This window comes from Hyphomicrobium sp. (assembly GCF_035548195.1).
Classification (GTDB): Bacteria; Pseudomonadota; Alphaproteobacteria; order Rhizobiales; family Hyphomicrobiaceae; genus Hyphomicrobium_B.
On the sequence record NZ_DASZTY010000025.1, the window covers coordinates 150,235 to 172,078 of the forward strand.

At 60.3% G+C, this 21,844-nt stretch carries 22 protein-coding genes; 12 read left to right on the forward strand and 10 right to left on the reverse strand.

What is annotated here, in order from left to right; all coding sequences use genetic code 11:
- Nucleotides 1–570: a hypothetical protein gene (locus tag VHB22_RS10315; RefSeq protein ID WP_325456884.1), complete on the forward strand. Its 570-nt coding sequence runs from the start codon at nt 1–3 to the stop codon at nt 568–570.
- Here VHB22_RS10315 and VHB22_RS10320 read toward each other — a convergent pair.
- Together VHB22_RS10320 and VHB22_RS10325 are read right to left on the reverse strand one after the other, a co-directional pair.
- Nucleotides 557–1,672, reverse strand: coding sequence for a hypothetical protein (locus VHB22_RS10320; protein ID WP_325456885.1), 1,116 nt, complete (start codon nt 1,670–1,672; stop codon nt 557–559). The genes VHB22_RS10315 and VHB22_RS10320 overlap by 14 nt on opposite strands.
- The gene (locus tag VHB22_RS10325; protein ID WP_325456886.1) at nt 1,669–3,627 is read right to left on the reverse strand and encodes a vWA domain-containing protein; all 1,959 of its coding nucleotides are present in this window, start codon (nt 3,625–3,627) and stop codon (nt 1,669–1,671) included. Before VHB22_RS10325 ends, VHB22_RS10320 begins: the two co-directional genes overlap by 4 nt.
- A 93-nt stretch (nt 3,628–3,720) precedes the next feature.
- Here VHB22_RS10325 and VHB22_RS10330 point away from each other — a divergent pair, with 93 nt between their 5' ends.
- Both VHB22_RS10330 and VHB22_RS10335 read left to right on the forward strand, forming a co-directional pair.
- Entirely contained in the window at nt 3,721–4,296 is a 576-nt protein-coding gene (locus tag VHB22_RS10330; protein WP_325456887.1) for a nitroreductase, read from the forward strand.
- A 298-nt stretch (nt 4,297–4,594) separates the two neighbouring features.
- Complete coding sequence (locus tag VHB22_RS10335; protein ID WP_325456888.1) at nt 4,595–4,975, forward strand: hypothetical protein; 381 nt, start codon at nt 4,595–4,597, stop codon at nt 4,973–4,975.
- A 64-nt stretch (nt 4,976–5,039) separates the two neighbouring features.
- On the opposite strand, the gene VHB22_RS10340 is transcribed toward VHB22_RS10335, so the two are convergent.
- The gene (locus VHB22_RS10340) at nt 5,040–5,822 is read right to left on the reverse strand and encodes an NAD kinase (protein WP_325456889.1); all 783 of its coding nucleotides are present in this window, start codon (nt 5,820–5,822) and stop codon (nt 5,040–5,042) included.
- Between the two features lie 2 nt (nt 5,823–5,824).
- Here VHB22_RS10340 and cutA point away from each other — a divergent pair, with 2 nt between their 5' ends.
- Nucleotides 5,825–6,256 carry a divalent-cation tolerance protein CutA gene (cutA, locus tag VHB22_RS10345; protein WP_325456890.1) on the forward strand — a complete coding sequence of 144 codons (432 nt, stop codon included), beginning with the start codon at nt 5,825–5,827 and terminating at the stop codon, nt 6,254–6,256.
- Between the two features lie 21 nt (nt 6,257–6,277).
- Here the strand turns inward: cutA and VHB22_RS10350 are convergent, their stop codons facing one another.
- Entirely contained in the window at nt 6,278–7,468 is a 1,191-nt protein-coding gene (locus VHB22_RS10350) for a peptidoglycan-binding domain-containing protein (RefSeq protein WP_325456891.1), read from the reverse strand.
- A gap of 721 nt (nt 7,469–8,189) precedes the next feature.
- On the opposite strand from VHB22_RS10350, the gene VHB22_RS10355 reads away from it, so the two are divergent.
- Complete coding sequence (locus VHB22_RS10355; RefSeq protein WP_325456892.1) at nt 8,190–9,527, forward strand: hypothetical protein; 1,338 nt, start codon at nt 8,190–8,192, stop codon at nt 9,525–9,527.
- A gap of 215 nt (nt 9,528–9,742) precedes the next feature.
- Nucleotides 9,743–10,954 (forward strand): YbfB/YjiJ family MFS transporter, encoded by a 1,212-nt coding sequence (locus tag VHB22_RS10360; protein ID WP_325456893.1) that lies wholly within the window; start codon nt 9,743–9,745, stop codon nt 10,952–10,954.
- Here VHB22_RS10360 and VHB22_RS10365 read toward each other — a convergent pair.
- The gene (locus VHB22_RS10365; RefSeq protein ID WP_325456894.1) at nt 10,946–13,120 is read right to left on the reverse strand and encodes a S9 family peptidase; all 2,175 of its coding nucleotides are present in this window, start codon (nt 13,118–13,120) and stop codon (nt 10,946–10,948) included. The two genes, VHB22_RS10360 and VHB22_RS10365, sit on opposite strands and share 9 nt — an antisense overlap.
- A gap of 349 nt (nt 13,121–13,469) precedes the next feature.
- Between VHB22_RS10365 and VHB22_RS10370 the strand changes: the two genes are divergently transcribed.
- The 3 genes from VHB22_RS10370 (at nt 13,470) to VHB22_RS10380 (ending at nt 15,456) form a co-directional block, all read left to right on the forward strand.
- Nucleotides 13,470–13,877 carry a MucR family transcriptional regulator gene (locus VHB22_RS10370; RefSeq protein ID WP_325456895.1) on the forward strand — a complete coding sequence of 136 codons (408 nt, stop codon included), beginning with the start codon at nt 13,470–13,472 and terminating at the stop codon, nt 13,875–13,877.
- 692 nt (nt 13,878–14,569) lie between these two features.
- Complete coding sequence (locus VHB22_RS10375; protein ID WP_325456896.1) at nt 14,570–14,857, forward strand: helix-turn-helix domain-containing protein; 288 nt, start codon at nt 14,570–14,572, stop codon at nt 14,855–14,857.
- Nucleotides 14,858–14,889: 32 nt separating this feature from the next.
- Nucleotides 14,890–15,456 (forward strand): DUF6456 domain-containing protein, encoded by a 567-nt coding sequence (locus VHB22_RS10380; RefSeq protein ID WP_325456897.1) that lies wholly within the window; start codon nt 14,890–14,892, stop codon nt 15,454–15,456.
- Here VHB22_RS10380 and VHB22_RS10385 read toward each other — a convergent pair whose 3' ends face one another.
- Nucleotides 15,457–15,885 carry a SufE family protein gene (locus VHB22_RS10385; protein ID WP_325456898.1) on the reverse strand — a complete coding sequence of 143 codons (429 nt, stop codon included), beginning with the start codon at nt 15,883–15,885 and terminating at the stop codon, nt 15,457–15,459.
- A gap of 87 nt (nt 15,886–15,972) precedes the next feature.
- On the reverse strand, nt 15,973–16,350 hold the full coding sequence (locus VHB22_RS10390; protein WP_325456899.1) for a DUF5330 domain-containing protein: 378 nt from the start codon (nt 16,348–16,350) through the stop codon (nt 15,973–15,975).
- A 252-nt stretch (nt 16,351–16,602) separates the two neighbouring features.
- Here VHB22_RS10390 and VHB22_RS10395 point away from each other — a divergent pair, with 252 nt between their 5' ends.
- The 3 genes from VHB22_RS10395 (at nt 16,603) to VHB22_RS10405 (ending at nt 18,087) form a co-directional block, all read left to right on the forward strand.
- Complete coding sequence (locus VHB22_RS10395; RefSeq protein ID WP_325456900.1) at nt 16,603–17,319, forward strand: peptidoglycan-binding domain-containing protein; 717 nt, start codon at nt 16,603–16,605, stop codon at nt 17,317–17,319.
- Nucleotides 17,320–17,352: 33 nt separating this feature from the next.
- Nucleotides 17,353–17,697 carry a DUF1491 family protein gene (locus VHB22_RS10400; protein WP_325456901.1) on the forward strand — a complete coding sequence of 115 codons (345 nt, stop codon included), beginning with the start codon at nt 17,353–17,355 and terminating at the stop codon, nt 17,695–17,697.
- A 207-nt stretch (nt 17,698–17,904) separates the two neighbouring features.
- Complete coding sequence (locus VHB22_RS10405) at nt 17,905–18,087, forward strand: hypothetical protein (RefSeq protein WP_325456902.1); 183 nt, start codon at nt 17,905–17,907, stop codon at nt 18,085–18,087.
- 160 nt (nt 18,088–18,247) lie between these two features.
- Here VHB22_RS10405 and VHB22_RS10410 read toward each other — a convergent pair whose 3' ends face one another.
- From VHB22_RS10410 to VHB22_RS10420, 3 genes are read right to left on the reverse strand one after another with little or no spacing between them, the layout of a single operon-like run.
- The gene (locus tag VHB22_RS10410; RefSeq protein WP_325456903.1) at nt 18,248–18,805 is read right to left on the reverse strand and encodes a hypothetical protein; all 558 of its coding nucleotides are present in this window, start codon (nt 18,803–18,805) and stop codon (nt 18,248–18,250) included.
- Nucleotides 18,802–19,461, reverse strand: coding sequence for a DUF1214 domain-containing protein (locus tag VHB22_RS10415; RefSeq protein WP_325456904.1), 660 nt, complete (start codon nt 19,459–19,461; stop codon nt 18,802–18,804). The genes VHB22_RS10410 and VHB22_RS10415 overlap by 4 nt, the downstream gene beginning before the upstream one ends.
- Before the next feature lie 9 nt (nt 19,462–19,470).
- Entirely contained in the window at nt 19,471–21,807 is a 2,337-nt protein-coding gene (locus VHB22_RS10420) for a PBP1A family penicillin-binding protein (RefSeq protein WP_325456905.1), read from the reverse strand.
- Nucleotides 21,808–21,844 lie beyond the last annotated feature (37 nt).

The window sequence follows — 21,844 nt, forward strand, 5'->3', positions numbered from 1 at the left end:
GTGGCAGACTTCATAGGCGAGACGGGCGTCGTGAACGAGCTGACGATCATCAAAACGCTGCCACAAGGTCTGGTTTTTGCAATTCCTGTCGCGGTCATTGCAACGCTCGCAATCCTGCTGTTTCGGGGGTGGCTCATCAGACGGTCAGCGCGCGCAAAAAATACGATGGCGTCCGCATATTCGGCGCTTTCGGCGGAAGACGACATCGAGCTTCTGAGTAAACGCGTCGAAGCGGCGCTGGCGGCCGACGACCAAACGGCGCTCGCCGATCTCTATCTCGCTCTTGCGCGTGCCCATCAGCGCAACGGCGACGAAGATGCACGCATGTCCGCATTGCGTTCCGCGGCAGGCTGCGCGGCGCTCCACGGACCTGAAGCCACACATGCCGCCGTCCGGATGGAGCTTGCGGAGGCGGCCTATGTATCGGGTGATCTCTCCAGTGCTTGCGAGCAGTGGCACCTTGCGCGCGGGGCATTCCTCGCCAGCGGCCAGACGGAAGAGCATGCCCGCGTCGAAAAGCGTATGCGGGAAAACGGCTGCCCGACCGATTGGGTGCTTACTGATTTTTGAAATCGAGCGGCGCGCCGCCCGGGCCTGCGATCGCCGAACTGTTGCGCAACGGCGCGACATCAGTTGCCCCCGACAGATCGCTCTCTGGAGCGGCGGTGGTCATCAGCACCTCGACGTTTTTGACGTCACCATCCTTGATATCGAAATGGTTTTTGAAAAGGTGTCCGCCAGAAGACGCCGTGACGACGTATTTTCCGGGGGCCAAAACGTGGGTCGGCAGCGCTCCGACGCTTTCCTTGACCATCTCGCCGTCTTCCGTCTGGATTGTCCAACGGGTGTCCGGCATGGCTTCGCCTCCTGATCGCGTGACCAGCTTGAACGTGGCTTTGCCGCCGGTATGGGTGACAGTCGTTTCAGTGAGTTTGCCGGCTTCGACCGTGACGTCCGACTCGATCTTGGCGTTGGCGTCGCCGTACTGCGAGACGATCCTGTAGATGCCGGAATTCAAGCGAATGATCAGGTTCGGCTTGGCGCCGCCAATCACCATCGACCGGCTGTCGAATTGATCGTGATCGTCGGCAAAGATGGAGTATGTCACGGCGCCCGGCGGTGCAGGTTTGCCTTGGATCATGGCGGAAAGGCGCAGTCCTCCGGCGTTTAAAATGAATGCCTCATACGGCGGCCCGCCAACCTTCATGTTAATTTTGCGTGTCAGGTTGGCCCGCCCGAAGGCTGCGTTGATCGTATATTCTCCGGCGGGCAACTTCACGAGGGGCGTCGCTTCATGCGACTCAAGCACGAGTTTGGCTTTGGCATTCGGCCCTAACGTCCGAAATACGCGCCAGACCAAACCCTGATCGATCTGCTGGCCATCGCCGGTCAAAAGCGCGACCAGCCGGAGCGATGCAAGCCCCGCCTTTCCACCGCGCTCGATCACAGTTGTATTTTTGGACGTCGGCTTATGCGGCGGAATATGGATGTTGAGCGGTCCGCTGGGGGGGCCGTCAGGAACGGGCTCGGCCGCATATGACGGCGCGACAGCCATGAACGATAAGGCAGCGGCGATCAGCGAAACGCGTGCGCGGGTCAAAACCCGCCTGAGACGCGTCAGCATGTCCGCCGGAGCGGACTGAGAGATCAACGATGTCGCAGATTGATTCATCCCTGGCCGATCTCAACCTCTTTCGTTTCTCCCGCACGCACATCGAACTCGGTTTCCCGCTTCTTGCTCTGTGCGTCGAAGCGGACTTTGTAATGGCCGGGTGCAAGCAGCGCCTTCGCATCCGTCCCGGTTTTTCGCCACACCGGAACGCCCTTGGCGTTGAGCACTTCCCAATACGCGTCACTGGCGTATGCGACCGTGCTCGGTGGTTTGAAGCGAACGAATCCACCGTCGATCTTAAGCGTTGTTGTTGCCGTTTTTCCCGCTTCGAGCGTAACCTCTTGTACAGCCAATAGCGGCGAGGCGGCGAGTGACGCGGTGATCCTATAGCGTCCTGGTGGCAGACTAAAGGCCGCCTTCGGACCCACGGCGCGCGCAACGCGCTCCTTGTTGGCATCGATCCTGTCGACGCGGAAAACGACACCTTGCTCCTCGGTAGCGGGGGCGCCGGCGACGACCGCCGAAAGCTCCAAATGTGCCACCGCGAGGACAAGCATCTTTTTTACCGTCTCTCCGATTCCGACGCCGATCCGCTCCCGAACCTCAGCTGCTCCGGACCGGGCGCTGACGTAGTACGTGCCCGACGGCAGAGTGAAGGTCGCTTCAGCGGCGTGGGAGCGCGCGACCTCGCGCCGTCCGTCCGGGCTCTCCGGATCGTCTTCAAAGATCGTATAGATGACGTCGTCGACGAGGCCGTTTGCCTGATCCCCTGGCTTGCCGTTTGCGACGCCGTTCGTGGCCGAGAGTTCGACTCGCCCGCTGCCGAGCGCGATATCGACCGGTGTGTCGTCACCGGCTGCGAGCGTGACGGTTTGCGATGCACGCGCAATGCCATCTTCCGCGGTGACGGTATAGTCCGCGGGGGGAAGATAAAGATCGGCGCCGCCGTTGCGCGCGATGGCGACGGGCGCATTCCCGGAAGCGACTGTTAGCGTTGCAGTCGGCGAGGGCGCACCGCCTTTTGCAGCCGAGACGTTGACCCTGAGGTGCGCGGCATCGAGAGGCAGGACGATACTTTCCGCCGTGCCGTTGGCAACGGTAATTTGTTGGCGTGCCATGATGGATCCGAGCTCGGCCTCGATGTCATAACTGCCGGGTAGAAGCTTGGCGCTGATATCCGGGCCCGTCGTCTGCCCCGCAGCCGTTTTCTCACCCGCTTTGAAGATGCGCCAGCGCAAGGGCGCTTTCAGAAGCGCGCCGCCCTTCGCAAGACTTGCCGAAACTCTGAGTGTCGCGCCTGACGGCGGTGGCGGGGCGACCGGCTCTTTGCTTTTTGCAGCGGCGCTCGGCGTACTTCGCGCGCCTGGCGACAGGATTGCAAGCTTCGTCGCTTCATCGAGTGCGGCGTTGAGCCCGTTCTCGTCCGCCACGTCGTAATAGTGGCCGCCGGTTGCCTGCGCGGCACACGCGATCCGCGGCCGGTCGGACGCCGGAATGCCGATACCGATGACTTGGATCGCGACGCCGGGCGCGGTTTTGGCGAAATCGGTCGCGACGGCGCACGTGTCCTGCTGGCAGTTGTCGGCGCCGTCACCGACGATGACGATCTGAGCCGGCCGCGCTGTATCGATTGTATCGATTGCAATCTTCAACGCGGCCGTGACCGGCCCCGGACCTCTCGGGTTGAGTTTCGCGATGGGGCCGATCAGCGCGTCGCGCGGACTGTCGGGCGATGCGATCAGCTGGACGTCGTTGCAATCTCCGCGGCGGCGATGCCCGAATGCAACCAACCCGACGCGTGTCTGCGATGGCGTCTGAAGCAACGCCGCGAGCTTGTCGCGGACGATATCGATCTTAGCCTTGTTGTTCGGTGGAAGACGAGCCCACATCGAACCCGACGAGTCGACGATCAGCATGGCCGTTGGCGCATCGTCCGACATGGCGGACGTGGCATTGCAGACAATGCCGACGATTGCCGCTAATGCCGCGGCAAATTGTAAAAGCCTCGGACGCATCGTCCCCCTCACGCCGTCTTTATCCCGATTCCAATTGTAACAGGCGCCCGCCTGCGATAGCGAGACGGCGACTAGAACGAAACGGAACAAGACATGAATACCTCGATTTTTGAATTTCTTGCGGCAAGGCGCTCGGTCAAGCCGGATCGGCTCGCGGAGCCCGGACCGACGCCTGAGGAATTGCGGCGGATCTTGACTGTCGGCGCGCGCGTTCCGGATCATAAAAAGCTGGCGCCGTGGCGCTTTATCGTCTTCGAGGGCGACGCCAGAAAAAGTATGGGGGAAATTTTCGCGAAGGCCTGTGAAAAGGAGGACCGTCAGCCGCCGTCGCCGGTTCGACTCGAAACCGAGCGCACACGGTTTTTGCGCGCGCCGCTTGTTGTCGCGGTCGTCTCTTCGATCAAGCCGCGCCCCGGTGCCCCGGAATGGGAGCAGATTTTGTCGGCTGCCGCCGTCTGCTTCAACACGTGCCTTGCCGCGAATGCCCTCGGCTTCGGCACATCTTGGATCACGGAATGGATTGCCTACAGCGAAACCGTTCGCCAGGCGCTTGGTCTCAAGGAGAGTGAGCGGATTGCGGGGTTCATCTATATCGGGCGGCCGATGGAGAAGCCTGAAGAACGCGATCGTCCCGATATCGATAAGCTGATTACGAGTTGGCCGGCATAAGAGCTGCCGTCTGAAGGTCTTAACGGATCGTTAATACGTTTCGCGCTATTTTACCGATATGCGTGCCCACGCCGCGCCTTCGCGGGATCAGCACCGCTCGACGGGCGGGCAGGGGTACACGAAACCAAATCATGGCCTTCCTGCTTGCGCTTCCCCGCGCCGGTTGGGAAGGCCAGTCGGTTTTTGGCGCGGGTTCGTTGGTCGCGGGCGCGCATCGCACCGATAAATCCCTCCGAGCAAAAAACATCTAAACGCTGTCGGAACGCCCGCGCTCCGTTCGTCTTCAGGATATAGACAGATGGATGAAACTCTTCGGAGCGCCGATATGAAAAAGTACCTTGCGGTTTTTCTGGGTAAGCCTGAAGCGATGGACGCGTGGAAGGCGCTGCCCGACGGCGAGCGCGACGATCGAGAAAATCGGGGCATCGCGGCTTGGCACAAATGGGTCGAGACGCACAAGAACGCAATTGTTGAAATGGGGGCTCCGCTCGGCAAGACGAAACGCATCGATAAAAGCGGCGTCTCCGATGTGCGCAACGACCTCGGGGCGTGGACGGTCGTGCAGGCCGAGTCACAGGAAGCGGCGGCGAAATTGTTTCTCGGACATCCGCACTTCACGATTTTTCCCGGCGATCGGATCGAGGTGATGGAGTGTCTGCCGATTCCTTCGGGGATATAGTCAATCTGCGCGTTGCGGTTCTCCCTGCGGAAAGCCCTGCGGAAAGCCGGCGCGCTACGCGCCCTTAAAATCTAAATTGTTCGGCCAGCACGCGTTCTTCCAGGCCGTGATTGCGGTCGAACATCATATAAAGGTCAATGGCGCGCGCCTGCTCGACCTCGACCTTGACGACGTCGCGCGTCTCGAAATGATCGGCGGCAGCGCTGACCGGCCGCTTCTCGGCTTCGAGTACCGTAATCGCGACGTGCGCCTTGTTGGGGACGAGCGCGCCCCGCCAGCGCCGCGGCCGGAATGGACTGATCGGGGTCACGGCGAGAAGCGCCGCTTTGATCGGCAGGATCGGTCCATGAACAGACAGATTATAGGCCGTCGAGCCCGCGGGCGTGGCGACAAGAATGCCATCGCAGATGAGTTCTTCGAGGCGGACCTTGCCATCGATCGCGACCTGCAACTTTGCAGCCTGATAGCGCTGGCGGAAGAGCGACACGTCGTTGATCGCAAGGCTCTTGTGCGCCTTGCCGGCGCTGTCGGTTGCGATCATCGACAGCGGATGGATACGGCTGATCTCGGCCGCCGAGAGGCGCTCCTTGAGATTGTCGGGGCTGTAATCGTTCATCAGAAACCCGACAGATCCGCGGTTCATGCCGTAGATCGGGATCTTGTCATTGATAAATCGGTGCAACGTCTGCAACATCAGGCCGTCGCCGCCGAGCGCCACGATGGCGTCGGCCTTCGCCGGATCGGTTTCGCCGTAGCGTTTGATCAGCGCATCCCGCGCCTCGATCGCCTCAGGCACATCGCTGGCAATGAAAGCGATGCGTTCGAATTTGTTTTTTTCTTTGGGCATGGATGGCTTTGCAACTGGGGCAGGGCTACCGGGCAGGGAGGCTCGCTCAAGTGCCGGAAAACAACAAGCCCCCAAAGCCTGATAAAGGACAGGGGCGCGCTGCGCCAGACGCTCGTGCAGTCATGATTTATGCGACCTTCCCCAACCGCGAAACGGCGTTGGCGGTGGGGCGAGGCATGGTTGAGCAGCGGATTGCCGGGTGTATCAACGTGCTCGCGGGCATGACATCAGTCTACGTCTGGAAAGGCGAGACGGAAACGTCCGACGAGGCAGTGATGATCGCAAAGCTTGCTGCCGAGGGCGCTGAGCGTGCCGTCGCGCATATTCTCGCCAATCATCCGTATGAAACGCCTGCGATCCTCGTGATTCCCGTTACGGGCGGCAGCGAGACTTATCTGGCGTGGGTCTGCGCAGGGACGGAACTGGGGACGTAACCCGCACGCGTCGTTGCACTCTCAGTAGATGCCGCCGAGCGCTTGTACGAGATTGTAGCGCATCGTCCCTGGGCGCGGATCACCACGGCGGTGCTTTCCCGCATAGCCATAGCGACGTGGCCGGTCTCGCCAACTGCGGCTGTGTCGCGTGTAGCTGCGCTTCGCCGCCGGTGCGACCTCTAGCGTATCGGGAGCGGCATCATCCGATACTTCGTCTTCGGACGTCAGCGCGGCAACGTCCGTGTTCGGATCGGCAACCGATCCGGACGCGCCGTTGAGGGGCGCGCCGTTGTCATGCTCGCTCGCCGCGGGTTGCGCCGAGGCAACCGCCGGGCCGCCGATCGACATCATTCCGGGCGGCGGGGCCGCTCGCGGCACCTGAGGCGGCGTCACGATCGAGCGGCCGTTGTGATCGAGCCAAGGCAACCGCTCCGAAACGACTGCGACGCGCGATTGAGAATTGCGGGATTTCACATCGCTCACAGGGTTTGTTTCAGACTGCTGTGGTGGCGTCGATGTCTGAGCGAGCACTGCGCTCGGAACGCATCTTCCCGCCGTATCTCTCGACTGTCCCGATGGACAATCGGCCGTGCACGAAATTTCGCTGTGGTTTTGCACGAGGCTTAGGAGGATGAAGTCCGGCGCCTTTATCGGCAGGGTTGCGTTGGCACGATCAAGAAATACCGACATGGCTTGTTTGGTCGAAGCGCTCCAGACGCCCGTAATGGGACCGCCGTAGCAGCCCGCGCGTTTCAGCCCGCGCTGCAGGTCGCGCGCGAGTTCATAGCGCGTGGCGGAGTCGCCGGGTTTCGACGAGCGCAAAACGGCAGCGCGTGATCGATCTGCCGTCACGACGGTCGTCCAGGCAACCGACGGATCGGGTGTCTCGTGTGACGCGGTATTTGCGTTTCGGCCGCTCTTCTCTGCCGGGGCGGGGGCGGGTGACGCAGGCGTGAATGTTCGGACGATGTTGGTCGTGCGTTCCGGATGATACGGAGCGATCGAGATGCGCGTGACCTCCGCAAGGTCGGCGTCATCATCGGGCTGAGGAGGTAGGATGAGATACGTGCCCAGTGCTGCCGTACTCATGAGCAACAACAGCAAGCCGCCAAACCGCTGCATGACTCGAACTCCACAAACTCCGCGACGTGCAAACTCAAGATCGAGCTGAGGGATTTTGAGGGCTTCGACCTTTTCATCACGAGCGGCCACGGTGGCCTCGGACGCCGCTCGAAGACGTGCCGTCGCGCGGGCCTTCAATCATCCGCGCCGCCTATAAGAATGCCCCAAATTCTTCTTGGGGGTAAGCGGAATCTCGGCACGCCACATTGGTGCATCGTTGTCACAAATGCCGTGATTTGCTCGCGTTATGTCAAAGTTTCGGAAAGCAATCGGCTTGTTGGTCACGCTTTGGACGAGCGGTGCAAAAGCTCTTGAAAACGGGCGGTTATCAACTGCCGCGGCGGCACTGTGCACAAGACCGGCAAGCTCGCCTGTGGCGGCCACGCCGCAATCCTAGAATTTTGATTCTGCTATCAATTCGATTCACATCCCGGATCGACTCAGTTACCCCTGGCAGCGAGGGGAGTTTAATTCGCGTTTACGTTTTCCAACCTCGCGTCGACCTGAGGAAAAGTCATCCACCGGATTCGAGCGGCGAAGCCGGTTGTGGGTGGTGTCTTCAACTCGACGCGCTGGCTGGAGGCTCTTGGCTCGCGTGGTTGCGCGGTGTCCCTTTTCGCTCGTCTGCCGGTGTCATGGGGATGACATTGGAGCTCACGGCCGGATGAAAGGGGATGGCTATCGCATCCAGGCCCGTTGTGCGTTCCGGAGCATTGGCCGCCATCTCCCTCAGGTGCGCAGCCACAAGCCGAAATGGCCGGTCTCTCGTTTTGCGTCACTGAAAACCGGCCCTCACAGGAGAGGGCACACGATGAGACACGTTTTAGGCGTGTTGGGGGTTCTAGCCGCAGGGGTGCTGTTAGCAGTATCCGCGGCCATGAACTGGCGTTTTGGCTTCAGTCTCGGACGAACCGAGCTGGACGGCCAAATCTACGGGGCAGCGTCCGCTGCTGCGGACTGTCTAAAAGCACTGGTACCGTTTTTCTTCTTCGCCGCAGTTCGAAACAAGGTTTGGTCGCAGGCGGCTGCGTCGGCGCTGGTCTGGGTGGTCGTCACGACCTACTCGATGACGTCAGCGCTCGGTCACGCAGCGTTGAACCGCTTCGATTCGACCGGACACCGCGCGCAGGAAGCTCAGGCATATAAAGACCTGAGAGTGGACCTGAAGCGGGCCGAAGAACAGGCAGCTTGGATTCCGCAACACCGACCGTATGAGACGGTGCAGAGCGAGATCGAAGGCGCCAAGACGCAGCGAGCCTGGTCGTCGACCAAGGGCTGCACGGATGCGACGCGAAAAGCGAGCCGGGAATTTTGTCAGCATTATTTCGGGCTGACTGCCGAGCTTGCAGCTGCCAGCTCCGCGAAAGAGGCCGATGCGCGCATCGCGTCGATCAGCGCTAAGATCAAGGCGGCCGAAGGCACGCCTGCGTTGTCGGAAGCAGATCCGCAAGCCAAGGTTCTGACCGAGCTTGCGGCGGCGTTCTTCCCGAATATCAAGATCGAGAATGTGCAGATGGCCTTGACGTTGTTCGTGGCCTTGCTGCTCGAGATCGGTTCTGGATTCGGCATGTACGTCGCATTCAGTCAGTGGCGGCTCTATGACCGTCAAATGCCTGCCGCGCCGGAATTGGCGCCGGCGGATGGCAACACCGCTGCGGCAGCGGTGGCGGCTCCGGTGCTTACGCCGGTCACCGTTCAGACAAGCAAGCCGCGTTCAGGCGCCAACGACAACCGGTCGATCGAGATTCCTCTCGAGACGCAGGTTGCCAAGGTGCCGGCAATCGAAGCTCAGCCCGCGCGTCAAGACGTGCATCAGGCCGAGCCCAAGGTTGCGGAAGCCCGTTTCGCGGCGCCCGTTCGGCGTCTTGCGCCCGAAACAAACACGGAGCGTTTCTACAAGGAGAATGTCGAGGTCCGGGACGGATCAAGTGTAACGGCTACTGAACTCTATGAGGACTATTGCTCTTGGTGTGATGCCAAGAACAAGGAACCAGCAGCACTGCCCAGCTTCGCGCGTGAATTCGCCGAGCTTGGCGTGAAAAAGGAGAAGGTCGCCGGCAGAGTCCGGTATATCGGTATCGCACTCAAATCCGACATGGCACTCGAGGAGGCTACGAAACCGCCTACCTTCGGCACGGTTGCAGCCTAGCGCTGCTTTCTAGAAACGAAAGGCCCGCGATCCGCGGGCCTTTTTTGTTTTTGGGGCAGAGGTTCATACAGTCTTGCCGCACGGGACGGTGAGCGTTTCTCTGCGACAGCTTGGCCGGATCAACCCATCCGCACGCAGAGGAGCTATTCAAGAGCTGTCGTTTCGGCGCCGTCGGGATCTGATGTATCGTTCATCGAGATAAACAAGGATACCCGATGGCGCGCGTAGAGGTTCTGGAACCACGAGCAACGAATGTCGCTCGCGCGATTATCGGCGCATTCTGCACGGGGCTGATCGGGATCGGGCTGGCGCGCTTCGCATACACGCCCCTTTTGCCCGCCATCGTCCAAGCTCACTGGTTCTCGCCATCGGCTGGCGCTTATCTCGGCGCCGCGAACCTCGCGGGATATCTCGCGGGCGCTTTGCTCGGCCGCCCCGTTTCCGCCCGTCTCTCGGTTGTCTTCCTATTGCGGACAATGATGCTGCTTGCGACGGCATCGTTCTTTGCTTGCGGCTTTCCGTTGAGCTTTCCCTGGTTTTTCGTCTGGCGATTTGCAGCAGGTTTGGCTGGCGGCGTGATGATGGTGCTTGCCGCCCCGACGGTCCTCGCGCACATCCCGGCGGCGCGCCGCGGGCTCGCAAGCGGTTTAATTTTCATGGGTGTGGGAATCGGCGCCGCTGCGTCGGGCACACTCATTCCATTTCTTCTGAAAGCCGGTCTGCAGGAGACCTGGTTAAGTCTAGGCGTGCTTTCTCTCGCACTCACCGTGGTTGCCTGGGGCGGATGGCCAAGCGGCTCGCCCGCTCTTCCGGCCTCAGCTGAGGCGCATGTTGAGGCGCGGCCGTCGTTCGTGTTGCGAGCCCTTTATATCGAATACGGGTTAAACGCGGTCGCGTGGATTCCACATATGATCTTTCTCGTCGACTTCGTTGCGCGGGGACTTCATCAGGGCGTCCAAGTCGGGGCGGAGTTTTGGGTTGCCTTCGGGATCAGCGCCACGCTAGGGCCGATTTTCGCGGGCCATATCGCCGATCGCATCGGGTTCGGTCCGGCATTGCGCGCGGTATTCCTATTGCAGATCGCGGCACTCGCAATTCCGGGATTCAACCTCGTGACAAAGCCGCTATTGCTTCTTTCAAGTATTATTGTTGGCGGTTCGTTGACCGGTACGGTGGCTTTGGTTCTGGGACGCATTCACGAGCTGCTGCCGTACCAGGCTGCGGAGCAGAAGACCGCCTGGAGCACGGCAACGGTTATCTTTGCGTTATTTCAGGCAGCCGCCGCCTATGGGCTTTCCTTTGTATTCGCGCACACTGGGGAAAACTACGAGCTTCTCTTCGCTATCGGCGCCGCCGCCACGACGTTGGCGTTGCTTATCGACGTCGCGTGCGGCTTGCGCCTCCGCGACGCCCCTAGATCACCCTAATCCCGCGACCTTCAATGCGAACGCGTAGTTGAGAGCCGTATCTTTCAGTCCATCAAAGCGGCCCGAGGCGCCGCCGTGACCGGCGCCCATGTTGGTTTTCAACAGCACGAGATTATCGCTGGTACTGAGCGCGCGCAGCTTCGCGATCCATTTCGCAGGTTCCCAGTATGTCACGCGCGGGTCGGTCAGGCCGGCGAGCGCCAGGATGTGCGGGTAAGGTTTTGCTTCGACGTTTTCGTATGGCGAGTAGCTGAGGATATAGTCGAAGTCCGCTTTGCTCGTGAGCGGATTGCCCCATTCCGGCCATTCGGGTGGCGTCAGTGGCAGATCCTTGTCGAGCATCGTGTTCAGGACATCGACGAACGGCACATCGGCAATGATGCCGAGGAAGAGATCCGGTGCCATGTTCGCAATGGCGCCCATTAGCATGCCGCCTGCAGAACCACCGTTCGCGACGATGCGCCTGCGTTGCGTGAAGCCTTCCGCTATCAGATGCTCGCCGGCGGCGACGAAATCGGTGAACGTGTTTTTCTTTTTTTCCTTCTTGCCGTCCGTGTACCAGCGGAAGCCCTTATCCTTGCCGCCGCGGACGTGCGCGATCGCGAAGATGAAACCGCGATCGACGAGCGATAAACGCGCCGTCGAGAACGAGGCAGGCGTCGAGATGCCGTAGGCCCCGTAGCCATAGAGAAAGAGCGGCGCGGAGCCGTCAATCGGTGTCGTCTTCTTGTAAAGCAGCGTGACAGGGACGCGCTCGCCGTCTTCGGCGAGGGCGAGGAGCCGGCGCGTCACGTAGTCCCCAGGGTTGTGTCCGCTCGGCACTTCCTGCCGCTTGCGCAACGTGCGTTCGCGCGTCGCCATGTCGTAATCGTAGGTTTCGGCAGGCGTCGTCATCGACGAGTAGGTGAAACGAATGGATGTGGTATCGAACTCGTAGCCGGAACTCAGTCCGAGCGCATAGGCTTCCTCGTCGAACGCGATCGTATGCTCGCCCGATCGATCGAGAATGTTCCCAGCCTCATTCTGCTTCAAGGGCGTGACGACGATGCGTGGCAGGCTGTCCTCACGCTCCAGGCGTGCCATGTAGCCAGCGAGCACGTTGACGTCGATGATCAGGCGCCCTGACTTGTGCGGAACGATCTCGCGCCAGTTTGCTTCGTTCGGTGCGGCGACCGGCGCCGTCACGATGCGGAAATCCTCTGCCCCGTCCGAGTTTGTCGTGATGACGAGATGTGATCCGTAATGCTCCACGTCATACTGGTGCCCGACACGGCGGCGGGCGACGATCTGAGGCAACGCGCGCGGCACGTCGGCATCGATCAGCCAGACTTCGCTCGTCTCGTGATCGTGAATATCGATGAGAATGAACTTCTGCGATTGCGTTCCCGACAGGCTAACAAAGAAACCGGAATCCTTTTCCTCGTAGACGAGCACGTCTTCATGCGCTGGCGTGCCGACCACATGACGATAGACGAACAGGGGACGCTGATGTTCATCGACCTTGATGTAGAACAGCGTTTTGTTGTCGTTCGCCCACTGAATGCCGCCGCGCGTATCGGAGATTTCGTCGGCAAGGTTTTTTCCGGTCGCAAGATCGCGAATGCGGATCGTGTAAAGCTCGGAACCCTTATCATCCGTCGCATAGGCGAGGAGCGCATGATCGTTTGAATGTGCGGCATTACCGAGATCCCAATACTTTTTGCCCTCGGCTTCGGCGTTTCCGTCAAGCAGCACCTGTGCGTCGTCGACAGATCCGCCCCGCGGAATGCGGCAGAGCTGGAAGTATTGTCCGCCTTTTACGAAGCGCGGAAAGTATTCGTAAGGGCCGTCCGGAAGCGGCACCTGACGGTCATCCTCTTTGAGCCGCGCTTTCATCTCCTGAAACAGCGTCTCCTGCAGCGGTTGCGTGTCGCCGAGCATCGCTTCGGTGTAGGCGTTTTCAGCTTCAAGATGATTGCGTATGTCGATTGCCAGCGCCGCCGGGTCTCGCATCACCTCCTGCCAGTTTTCCGCCCTTAGCCACGCGTAATCGTCGGTCAGTTGCACACTGTGATGTGTGGCGACGATCGGTTCGCGCCGCGCAACGGGCGGTGATGGCAAAGCAGCGTCTTGTTTCACGAGGGCTGACTGACGAGCGGTCGAGGCGGAATCTTTCGGCGCGGTCATGGGCTTGGGTAACCTTTCTGCGGCGGCCGAAAACCGAGCCGCCGGAGCAAGGTTCTTGACCGCTCGGGCGTCCACGTCAACGCGCGATCCAAACGGAGTAACGCCACAATCGAGTTGGTGCAGCGACAAGAATTAGTGATGTCCCCAAGTGGTAGGAGTAGGCGATTGACAATGAAGAACACCTGTAGTCAAAGATTTTCGAAGTGAAAGCGAGTTTATTTCCACGCGTACTTAGACAATTACGAAATATGGCTAAGACTTAAGCGCCTGATGCTTGGTTGAGCGGCACTACTCCTCTCCTTTGCCTGATCACGGAGCCGGTTCGATAGAAGAAGCGGAAGATACTAAGATGGACAGTCCAGCCCAGCCCGAGCTCGTAACGATCACGGCTACGATCGTAGCGGCTTATGTCAGTAACAATTCGATCGCATCGAGCGACTTGCCGGGACTGATCGCCGAAACGCATGCCGCGCTGAGCCGGGCGGCCGGCCGCGCCGTGCCGCAGGAGCGCGAAGAAGCGAAGCCGAAAATTGCCGTCAAGAAATCCGTGATGCCGGATTATTTGATCTGTCTCGAAGATGGAAAGAAGTTCAAATCACTGAAGCGGCACCTGCGGACGCACTACAACTTGTCGCCGGAAGAATACCGCGAGAAGTGGGGCTTACCCCCTGATTATCCCATGGTCGCGCCGAATTACGCCAACGCCCGATCGCAGCTTGCGAAGAAGATGGGCCTCGGTACGCGCCGCGATCGGTGATCGGCGCGTCGGCTCGCAACGTTACCTGCGTTGGGTCTGCAAGTTTTCTCCATGCAGTAGAAACGTTGCGAATGCAGCGCGCTCGTTTTTCAGCATGCGATGCAGTGTTGCGTGGCGCATGAGGTCATAGGCAGGATGACCCGCGCGCCCGCGACGTCGTTCTTGACGCAATGCGCGTTCAAGCAATGCGATGATTTTCTCTCGTCCCTCGCGGCTTCGGTCTGCAAGCTCGTGTGGCCAGACCGGCAGCATAAGAGCGTCCTCCGCACTCACGCTGGCCTCTGAATTGCCAAGTCCTATACAGGACTCCTTCTCCGGTGCTGTGGTGCCCCGTATCGAAACGTTGCGTTGCATGGCGCAACAGTCTGATGCGGTAGGGAACAGAGAGGATAACTTTGCGGCGACGTCTCAACGATAAGGTGAACGCGGACGCATGCAAAAAAACTTATCCCCGCTACTTAGCGCGGCGATATCCTTCACGCGCGGTCTTCACGGCAGAGGAACGCGAAGCCGGCCGGTGCCGGGAGCGAAGGGTATATGAGCGCCCCAAAGGCTCGTACCATCCAGGGGAAAGACACATGCTGCAGGCCTCCCGTACTCTGGCTTTGAAAACACGACCGAGGGGAACGGCTTTTGCCGTGTCCTGTGCGCCGCGCCGCCATCAGCAAGCACGTTTTGCACTGGACCTTGCGATGGCAAGCGTATTCGGCGTCGAGAGCGGTGCCCTATGGCATGGAACGCGCGGCGTCAAAGATATTGCGTTCGCACGCCAGGTCGCGATGTATCTGGCGCATGTTGCGTGCGGCATGACGTTGACGGACGTAGGCGTGATGTTCGGGCGCGACCGTACGACCGTTTCATACGGGTGCTTGAAAGTCGAATTTCGCCGTGATGATCCGATCTTCGACCATGCATTGGATCTCTTATGCTGGGCTTTGCCGACGCTTGTGATCCGCAGCGATACGCGCCGCACCCACTAATCTTCCAAAGTAAATCTGAGGCGAGATTGCCGATGGGATTGAAACAAGCGCGTGCGTCACAGCGCACCGGCACGCATTCGGACGGACAGCCGCGGCGCGATCTGAAGGAAAGTCCGCTTGCATGGCTGGCGCGGCGTAAGGATAAAGACGGCCGGCCGCTGCTGTCGGAGGAAGAATTCGACGCCGGTGAGAAACTTCGGGCTGATTTTTGGTTCGCGCAAATGACGCCGCGCGTGACGGCCAATTGGTCGTTGCTGTTGAGTGCGGGTGGCGGTTCGCGAGGTGCATCGGATCTCGGACCCGATCTCAAAGATTCAGTGATAGCCGCACGCGAAAGAGTGCGTCGTGCGTTATCCAGCGTCGGGCCCGATCTTGCGGGCGTGCTCATCGATGTCTGTTGTCACCTGAAGGGGCTTGAAGCGAGCGAGAAGGCGAGCGGGTGGCCACAGCGTTCGGGCAAGGTTATTCTGCAGATCGCGCTCCGCCAGCTTGCACGACACTATGGCTTGCTGAAAGAGCCGGTAGCGGACAGTGCAATGCCCGTGCGCGTGCGGCATTGGGGAACGGGCGATTACCGTCCCGCAATCGAACCAACCTGATCACGCCGCGAGCATCATCTCGGCGTCGGCGCGAATACGCTTCACCATCGACGCAAGCCCGTTCGAGCGCTGCTGCGTCAGGTGCTCTCTAAGGCCGAGTTCCGAAAAAATCCCTTCCGCGTCTGTTCGCAGGATCTCGTCTAGTGTCTTGCCGTCGTAGATTGCGGACAAGATTGCGATCAAACCCTGCACGATGTGCGCGTCGCTCGCACCCTGCATCGTCATCCGCGCGGTCTGCGGATTGTTTGGATCGGGGATCCGCTGGGTCGAGAGCCAGACTTGGCTGGCGCAGCCGCGTACCTTATTCGCGTCGGTCCGCAAATCTTCCGGAAATGGCGGCAGCGCCCGACCAAGCTCGATCACGTAGCGGTAGCGATCCTCCCAATCGTCGAGGAGCGCAAAGTCGGCGCGAATGTCGTCAATCGTCATCGGAAAATCCAAGCCGCAGCCCTATCATTGGGGGTGCGCCCTAGAGATAAGGGTCCGAACCCCAAGGGGGCAAGGCTGGAAACGGCGTCAGATGCTGCCTTTGGTCGCCTTTTTGCCGCGCCACGCCGGCTCTTTGTCAACCGGCGTTAAAGTTCCCAACTCACGTTCGAGAACGGCAGGCTTATACGGCCGATCATCATGATCGGCCGCAGCAGTCGCATTTCCGGCACCATGCCCTTCGCGCATCATGTCGTAGGCGAGTTTGGCGCCGAACTGAGCCTTGGCAACGAATTGCGACCAAAGCTCCGAACCTTTTGCGCACGTTCCTGGATTACGGTCGCAGAATGTGACAACCCACTGTGCGGTGGCGCCCGCGCGCTCATAGAGACGCTGCTGTTGGTCGTGATCGGAGGGCAGCACGGCAACTCCGATGGCGACAATCGTGGCGATACGCAACAAACCCATTTTTCGACCTTCGCTAGTGTTCAGCGGAGCGGAAGGAGAAACGCTCCTTGGCAACCTTAATAGCAAAGGGGCTTCAAGACCGCGCTAGCGTGCGCCATGCAATTCGAACAATATTCGAAGCGAATTTGAGGCGAATTTGAATCAAATGCTTCGTATTTTTGCCTGCTCCGATGGGCGACAGTTAAGAAGACCTTAACGGCTGGTCGCTCATAATTTGCTTTGACCACCAGCCGTGACGGGACCCCGCAGAGCATGACCGGAAGGGATCGCAAAATCGCGATAGGCGCTTCTCTCCTGATGACGCTGAGCGTGGCGGTCAATATGGCGGCCTTTCAAGGTCGCGGGCCGAGCGAAGCGAGTTCCATCGAGACAGGCGGGCTGCCGTCGCGGGGCTCCTGGATCGACGGGCCGGGCGTTGGCTCTGGACCCGTCACGCCGGAAACCAAGCCTCCCGCGCTCCCTGGTCCGAGCGGGCCGCCCAGGCAGAGCGAAGACGTCAACACGGCGGCGCTGACGCGCGGAATTCAGCGCGAACTCGACGCGCGCGGTTATGATGCCGGACCGCCGGACGGCATTGCCGGCCTGGTAACGCGTTCTGCCATCTTCGCGTACGAGTACGACAACGGTCTGGTGTTAACCGGCAAGCCGAGTGAGCCATTGCTTAGCCAAATCGTGCTCGGGAGTTCATCGCTACAACAAAACAGCGCCCGGCCGGGACAGACGATGTCGCCCGATGGCGAGTCGCTGGTGCGCGACGCCAAGCAGAAGCTGAACGCGCTCGGCTATCAAACGGGCGCGGCCGGTGGCGCCTTGACGCCCGAGTTGACCCGCGCCATTCGAAAATTCGAAACCGAGCAGAAGCTTAAAGTCACCGGCCGTATCTCGGGTCCGATGATGAGCCGCTTGATCCGCTTGCAGGGACAAGCCAAGGCCCACTCGGCCGCAGTCGCGCACGCCGGTTCACGCTAGCTCGGCCGCGCGACTTACTGATAACGTCGCCTGATGCGCCTCAAATCCGAAATATGGGTCAAGGCTTATTTGCGCCGGTGCGCTGCCAACGGGGCCGGTGGCGTCGTGGCACGCCACGGCGACGATGACGCGGGTGCAATCTTTATCAAGGTTGTGCGCGCCGATCAGATGGCGGCGGTCTTTTCGCCTGCGCCGGCTGGCCTCGACGATGCCGATTATGAGCGGCGCTGGGTGTCGCGCTTCGATGCGGGGTTTGTCTCCGACTCCGAGGCGGAAGCGCTGCTGAAGCGCGAAGCCAGCTTTGACGAAGACGTGTGGATCGTCGAAATCGAAGAGCGCGAAGGTCGAAATTTCCTCGGTGATGAATTGATGGAGTAAGAGACTCGGTCGACACTCGTTTTGACCGGCAGGTTTTACGTTCCGTTAAGGGCTGCGCTAGCCTAATCGAGACGTGCGATGATTCGAGCGGCACAGCGCATCCGGCCACGACCGCTTTTATGCGGTTTCATGATAAGTGGCTCAGAGCCTCATGAGGGGGAGCGCCGCCGGACACGGAGCAATCTCCGTGCGTTTGGGGGACCACGCATGGCAACGATCGTGGAATTCAAGTGCACATCGCGGCGAGAGCCGACACTTGCGGACAAGATGAACGGCCCGGCCGATATCGTTTTCTTTCCGGGCGTGCGTTACGAGCGCCATCCCGAGCCGGATGCGACGAAGCCGAATATGACGAAGCGCAGTCGCGACACGCTGAAACTTGAGGGCTGACGCCTGCCGGCGCCATTGCCGTTCAGAATTCATCGGCGTTGCGCCTTCAAATCGCGCGTCGTTTGTCGATCAATCACGGGAAACCCGCACCTCCACCCCTAACCCTCCCAGCAAGGGGGAGGGATTAGAGTAGCTATGTCGCTGCGAAGCTGAACCGATACTAGGCGTGGCCAGAGACGCACGATGCTTTTTCGAGGATTGATCGGGTTTCAGCGCGGTAAGCGTCGCCTCTGTCAGGGGCACGCACCACGATGAAGCCTTTCGGAGCGGCGATTGTTTGATCCGGGTCGGAGGATTGCCGAGCCTCCGCCGACAGCCCGAGGAAACGGTCGTCGGCGGGCACGATGGCGAGATTGACGGTGGTCTCGCGTTCGGCCGATGCGGCTGCGAAATAGAGATTGGTTCCATCCGGCGCATAGACGCCGATCGTCCAGCCGATCTCGGGAAGTAGAGCGTGAACGCGCATTGCCTTGTCCGCTGTATCGAATGGACAGAACGCATAGCGCGCGTCGGGCGCGAGATACGGCAGCAGTTCGTGATGTGGTGCGATTGGGTCGGCAATCGTCATGGTATTGGGCGGCAGCAATTTCAACAGCCGCATATATGCCGAGCCGCGCCGATCGTTGACTGCGAGAAACGTTGCGATGATGTGCACGATCGCTGCGACGATGAGGAAGATCAACAGCAGCCGCCAGTCGAAACGACGGAAGAAGCTCATGAGCAATCCTCCCGCTGGATGATGGGAAGACGCTTATTACGTTCGGCGCGCTGCTCGTCCGACAGCCCGTTCGCCGGATCGAGGACGGTGAAGACAAGCGCTAGCCGTCCGGCGCCGCTCGTCGGAATCCAGTTGCCGGGACGCGCGTCCCGTCCGAGCGTGATGACGAACGACCCGTTCGGATTCGGCGCGACGGTGTCGGCGGTAAACTCGTATCTATTCGCGTCGTTCGGGATGAGACGCCCCCGCGAGTCGAAGACCGCGAGGCTCCACCACAAGCCGGGCAGGCTCATGCCCTCTATTTTATAATTGCAGGACGAGTGCAGCCGCGCGCCTTGGGAGTCCGTGCGCGCTTCGAAGATACCCGCACTATCGGCCGAGATGCGAAGTTTCCCCGTCGATGCGAGGTTTGCTTTCGTGTAGGGATCGGCGCTTTCGCGGCCCATATCGCGCCAATGTTGCCACGGCCCATATGTATCGACCGAAAGCGGCGAGCCGCGCGAGATCATGTATCGGCTCGACCAGACGCCGACGCCCGTCGCGAGCGCAAGGGTCAGCAACAAGCTGACGGCGCGGAAAATGATCGCAATGATGCTTTTTATGAGCCCGCCAAGCGACGGACGATGATCAGCGGAGTCGAACCCGATCGATGCCACATCCGCCTCCTACTGCGCGCGCACGCTAGAACTTGCTGATCGGGATGACGGCGCCGCGGGTAGCGCCAAGTCGTCTTGGGATTCATCGAGCAGTGTCGCGCGCCGATCGGGCCGCGGCTTCGATTTGTCTTTCGGAGTTTCCGAACCGGTGCCGGAAGTTCCTGGCTTCTTATCCGACGGCTTTGCGTAAGATGGATCCGTGACGGGCTCGTCCGGTGCACCTTCTGCTTTGCGAAGCGCCGATACCAGCGACGTGAGCACCGCCCGCGTTTTGTCCGGCATGATTTTTTCAGACTTTGCATCGGATGCCTTCGGCGACTCAATACCGGCGGCGACCTGGGCGGCTTTCAGCGCCGCGAGCCTTTGGCGTTCTTCCACCTGACGCGGATGTGTGGGAATACCTGGGATATCCGGTATGTCCATGTCGGTATGCGCGACCGTCATCAGATCGTGCCAAATGGGTGCCGCCTGGTGTCCGCCAGTTACGCCCGGACGCATCGGCCGGTTGTCATCGTTGCCGACCCAGACCCCGCAGACATACTTGCCGGTAAAGCCCATGAACCAAGCGTCTTTCGGCCCCGTCGATGTTCCCGTCTTGCCTGCGACGTTGGTGAAGTCGAGATTTGCACGCCCACCCGTACCGCCGTTCACGACGCGATACAGCATCGTGTTCATTTCCTCTGCAACCTTTTTGGAGACGACCTGTTTCGGCGGCGGCTCGTCGCGTTCGCGCGAATAGAGGAGATCGCCCTTCGAGGTGGTGATGTCGAGAATGCCGTAAGGACGCGAGCTTTTGCCATCATTGGCGAATGTCGCGAAGCCGCCCGTATGTTCGAGCACTGTCAGGCCGCCGTCGCCGAGCGCCATGGAGCAGGTCTTCTTGACCCCTTGAATGCCAAGCCTCTTCGTCATCTCGATGACTTTGTCGCGTCCGACTGCGAACGACAGTTCCGTTGCGACGGTGTTCAGCGACCGCGCGAGCGCTTGCCATAGCGGCAGGCGTGCGCCTGATCCGCCACGTCCTCCGTAGTTCGACGGCCGCCAGTTTCCGCACGAGCGCGAGGCGTCGCGCACGATCGTATCGGGCGTATAGCCGTTTTCCATTGCGGTCGCGTAGACGTAGACCTTGAACGACGAGCCTGGCTGGCGCTTGGCATGCGTGGCGCGGTTGAACTGGCTTTCGCCATAGTCCGGGCCGCCGACGATGGCTCTGACCTTGCCGTCGGGCTCCATGACGACGATTGCGCCCGAGTCGAAATGATCGGTCTTGCCGTTGCGTTTCAAAGCCGCGTTGAGTGCTTCCTCGGCCTGTCGCTGCAGCGTGAGATCGACCGTCGTGCGCGCCGTCAAAACATATTGGCCTTTGCCTTCGGCGAGCCGTTGCACTTCTTCATATGCCCAGTCGAGGAACCAGTCCGGGCTGGTGGTCGTCCGGTTCTCGACAATCTTGGCCGGGTTCATGCGCGCGGCGTGAACCTGCCCCGCCGTGTAGTATCCGGCGTCGACGAGGTTATCGAGCACCTGGTTGGTGCGCGCGCGTGAGGCTGCGAGATCGACAAGCGGCGAATATTTCGTCGGTGCCTTGAATAGTCCGGCGAGCATGGCTGCTTCCGCCATGTTGATGTCGCGCACCGACTTGCCGAAATAATACTGCGACGCGGCTTCGACGCCGAACGTACCGCCGCCCATGTAGGCGCGGTCGAAATAGAGTTTCAGAATCTGGCGTTTCGAATACCGGCTTTCGAGCAGGAAGGCGAGAAACAGTTCTTTGATCTTTCGCTGCAGCGAGCGCTCGGAGGAGAGGAACAGGTTCTTCGCAAGCTGCTGCGTCAGCGTCGAACCGCCTTGAACGACTTCGTTTGCCTGCACGTTCGTCAGAAACGCACGCAGCGTTCCGAAAACGTCGATGCCGTAGTGCTCGAAGAAGCGCCGGTCTTCGGTCGCGAGCGTCGCCTTGATCAAGACATCCGGAATTTGATCGAGCGGGACGGCATCGTTGTGCAGGATTCCGCGCTTGCCGATCTCGTTGCCGTTGACGTCGAGAAACGTCACAGCGTACTTGCCCGTCTGAAATTTGCTTTCGTCAAATTCCTGAAAGGCGGGCAGGGCGAGGGCGTAGAGAACGACGAACCCGCCAAACATCATCGTCAGGCTTTCGGACGCGAACTCGTTCAGAAGACGCCGCCAGCCGACGAGTTGATAGCGGGCGAAATAGCTGGAACCGGCATTCCAGTAGTCCTTGATGCGCGACCAGCTCTCGCCGAGCGCGGAGTTCAGCTTAGAATCGAGCGCGAGCCAGTTAATGAAGCGATCCCGGCCACCTTGTTTGTGAAACCAGTCGTTCAAAAATCGCCACCCCTTCTCATGCCGCACACCGTCTCGT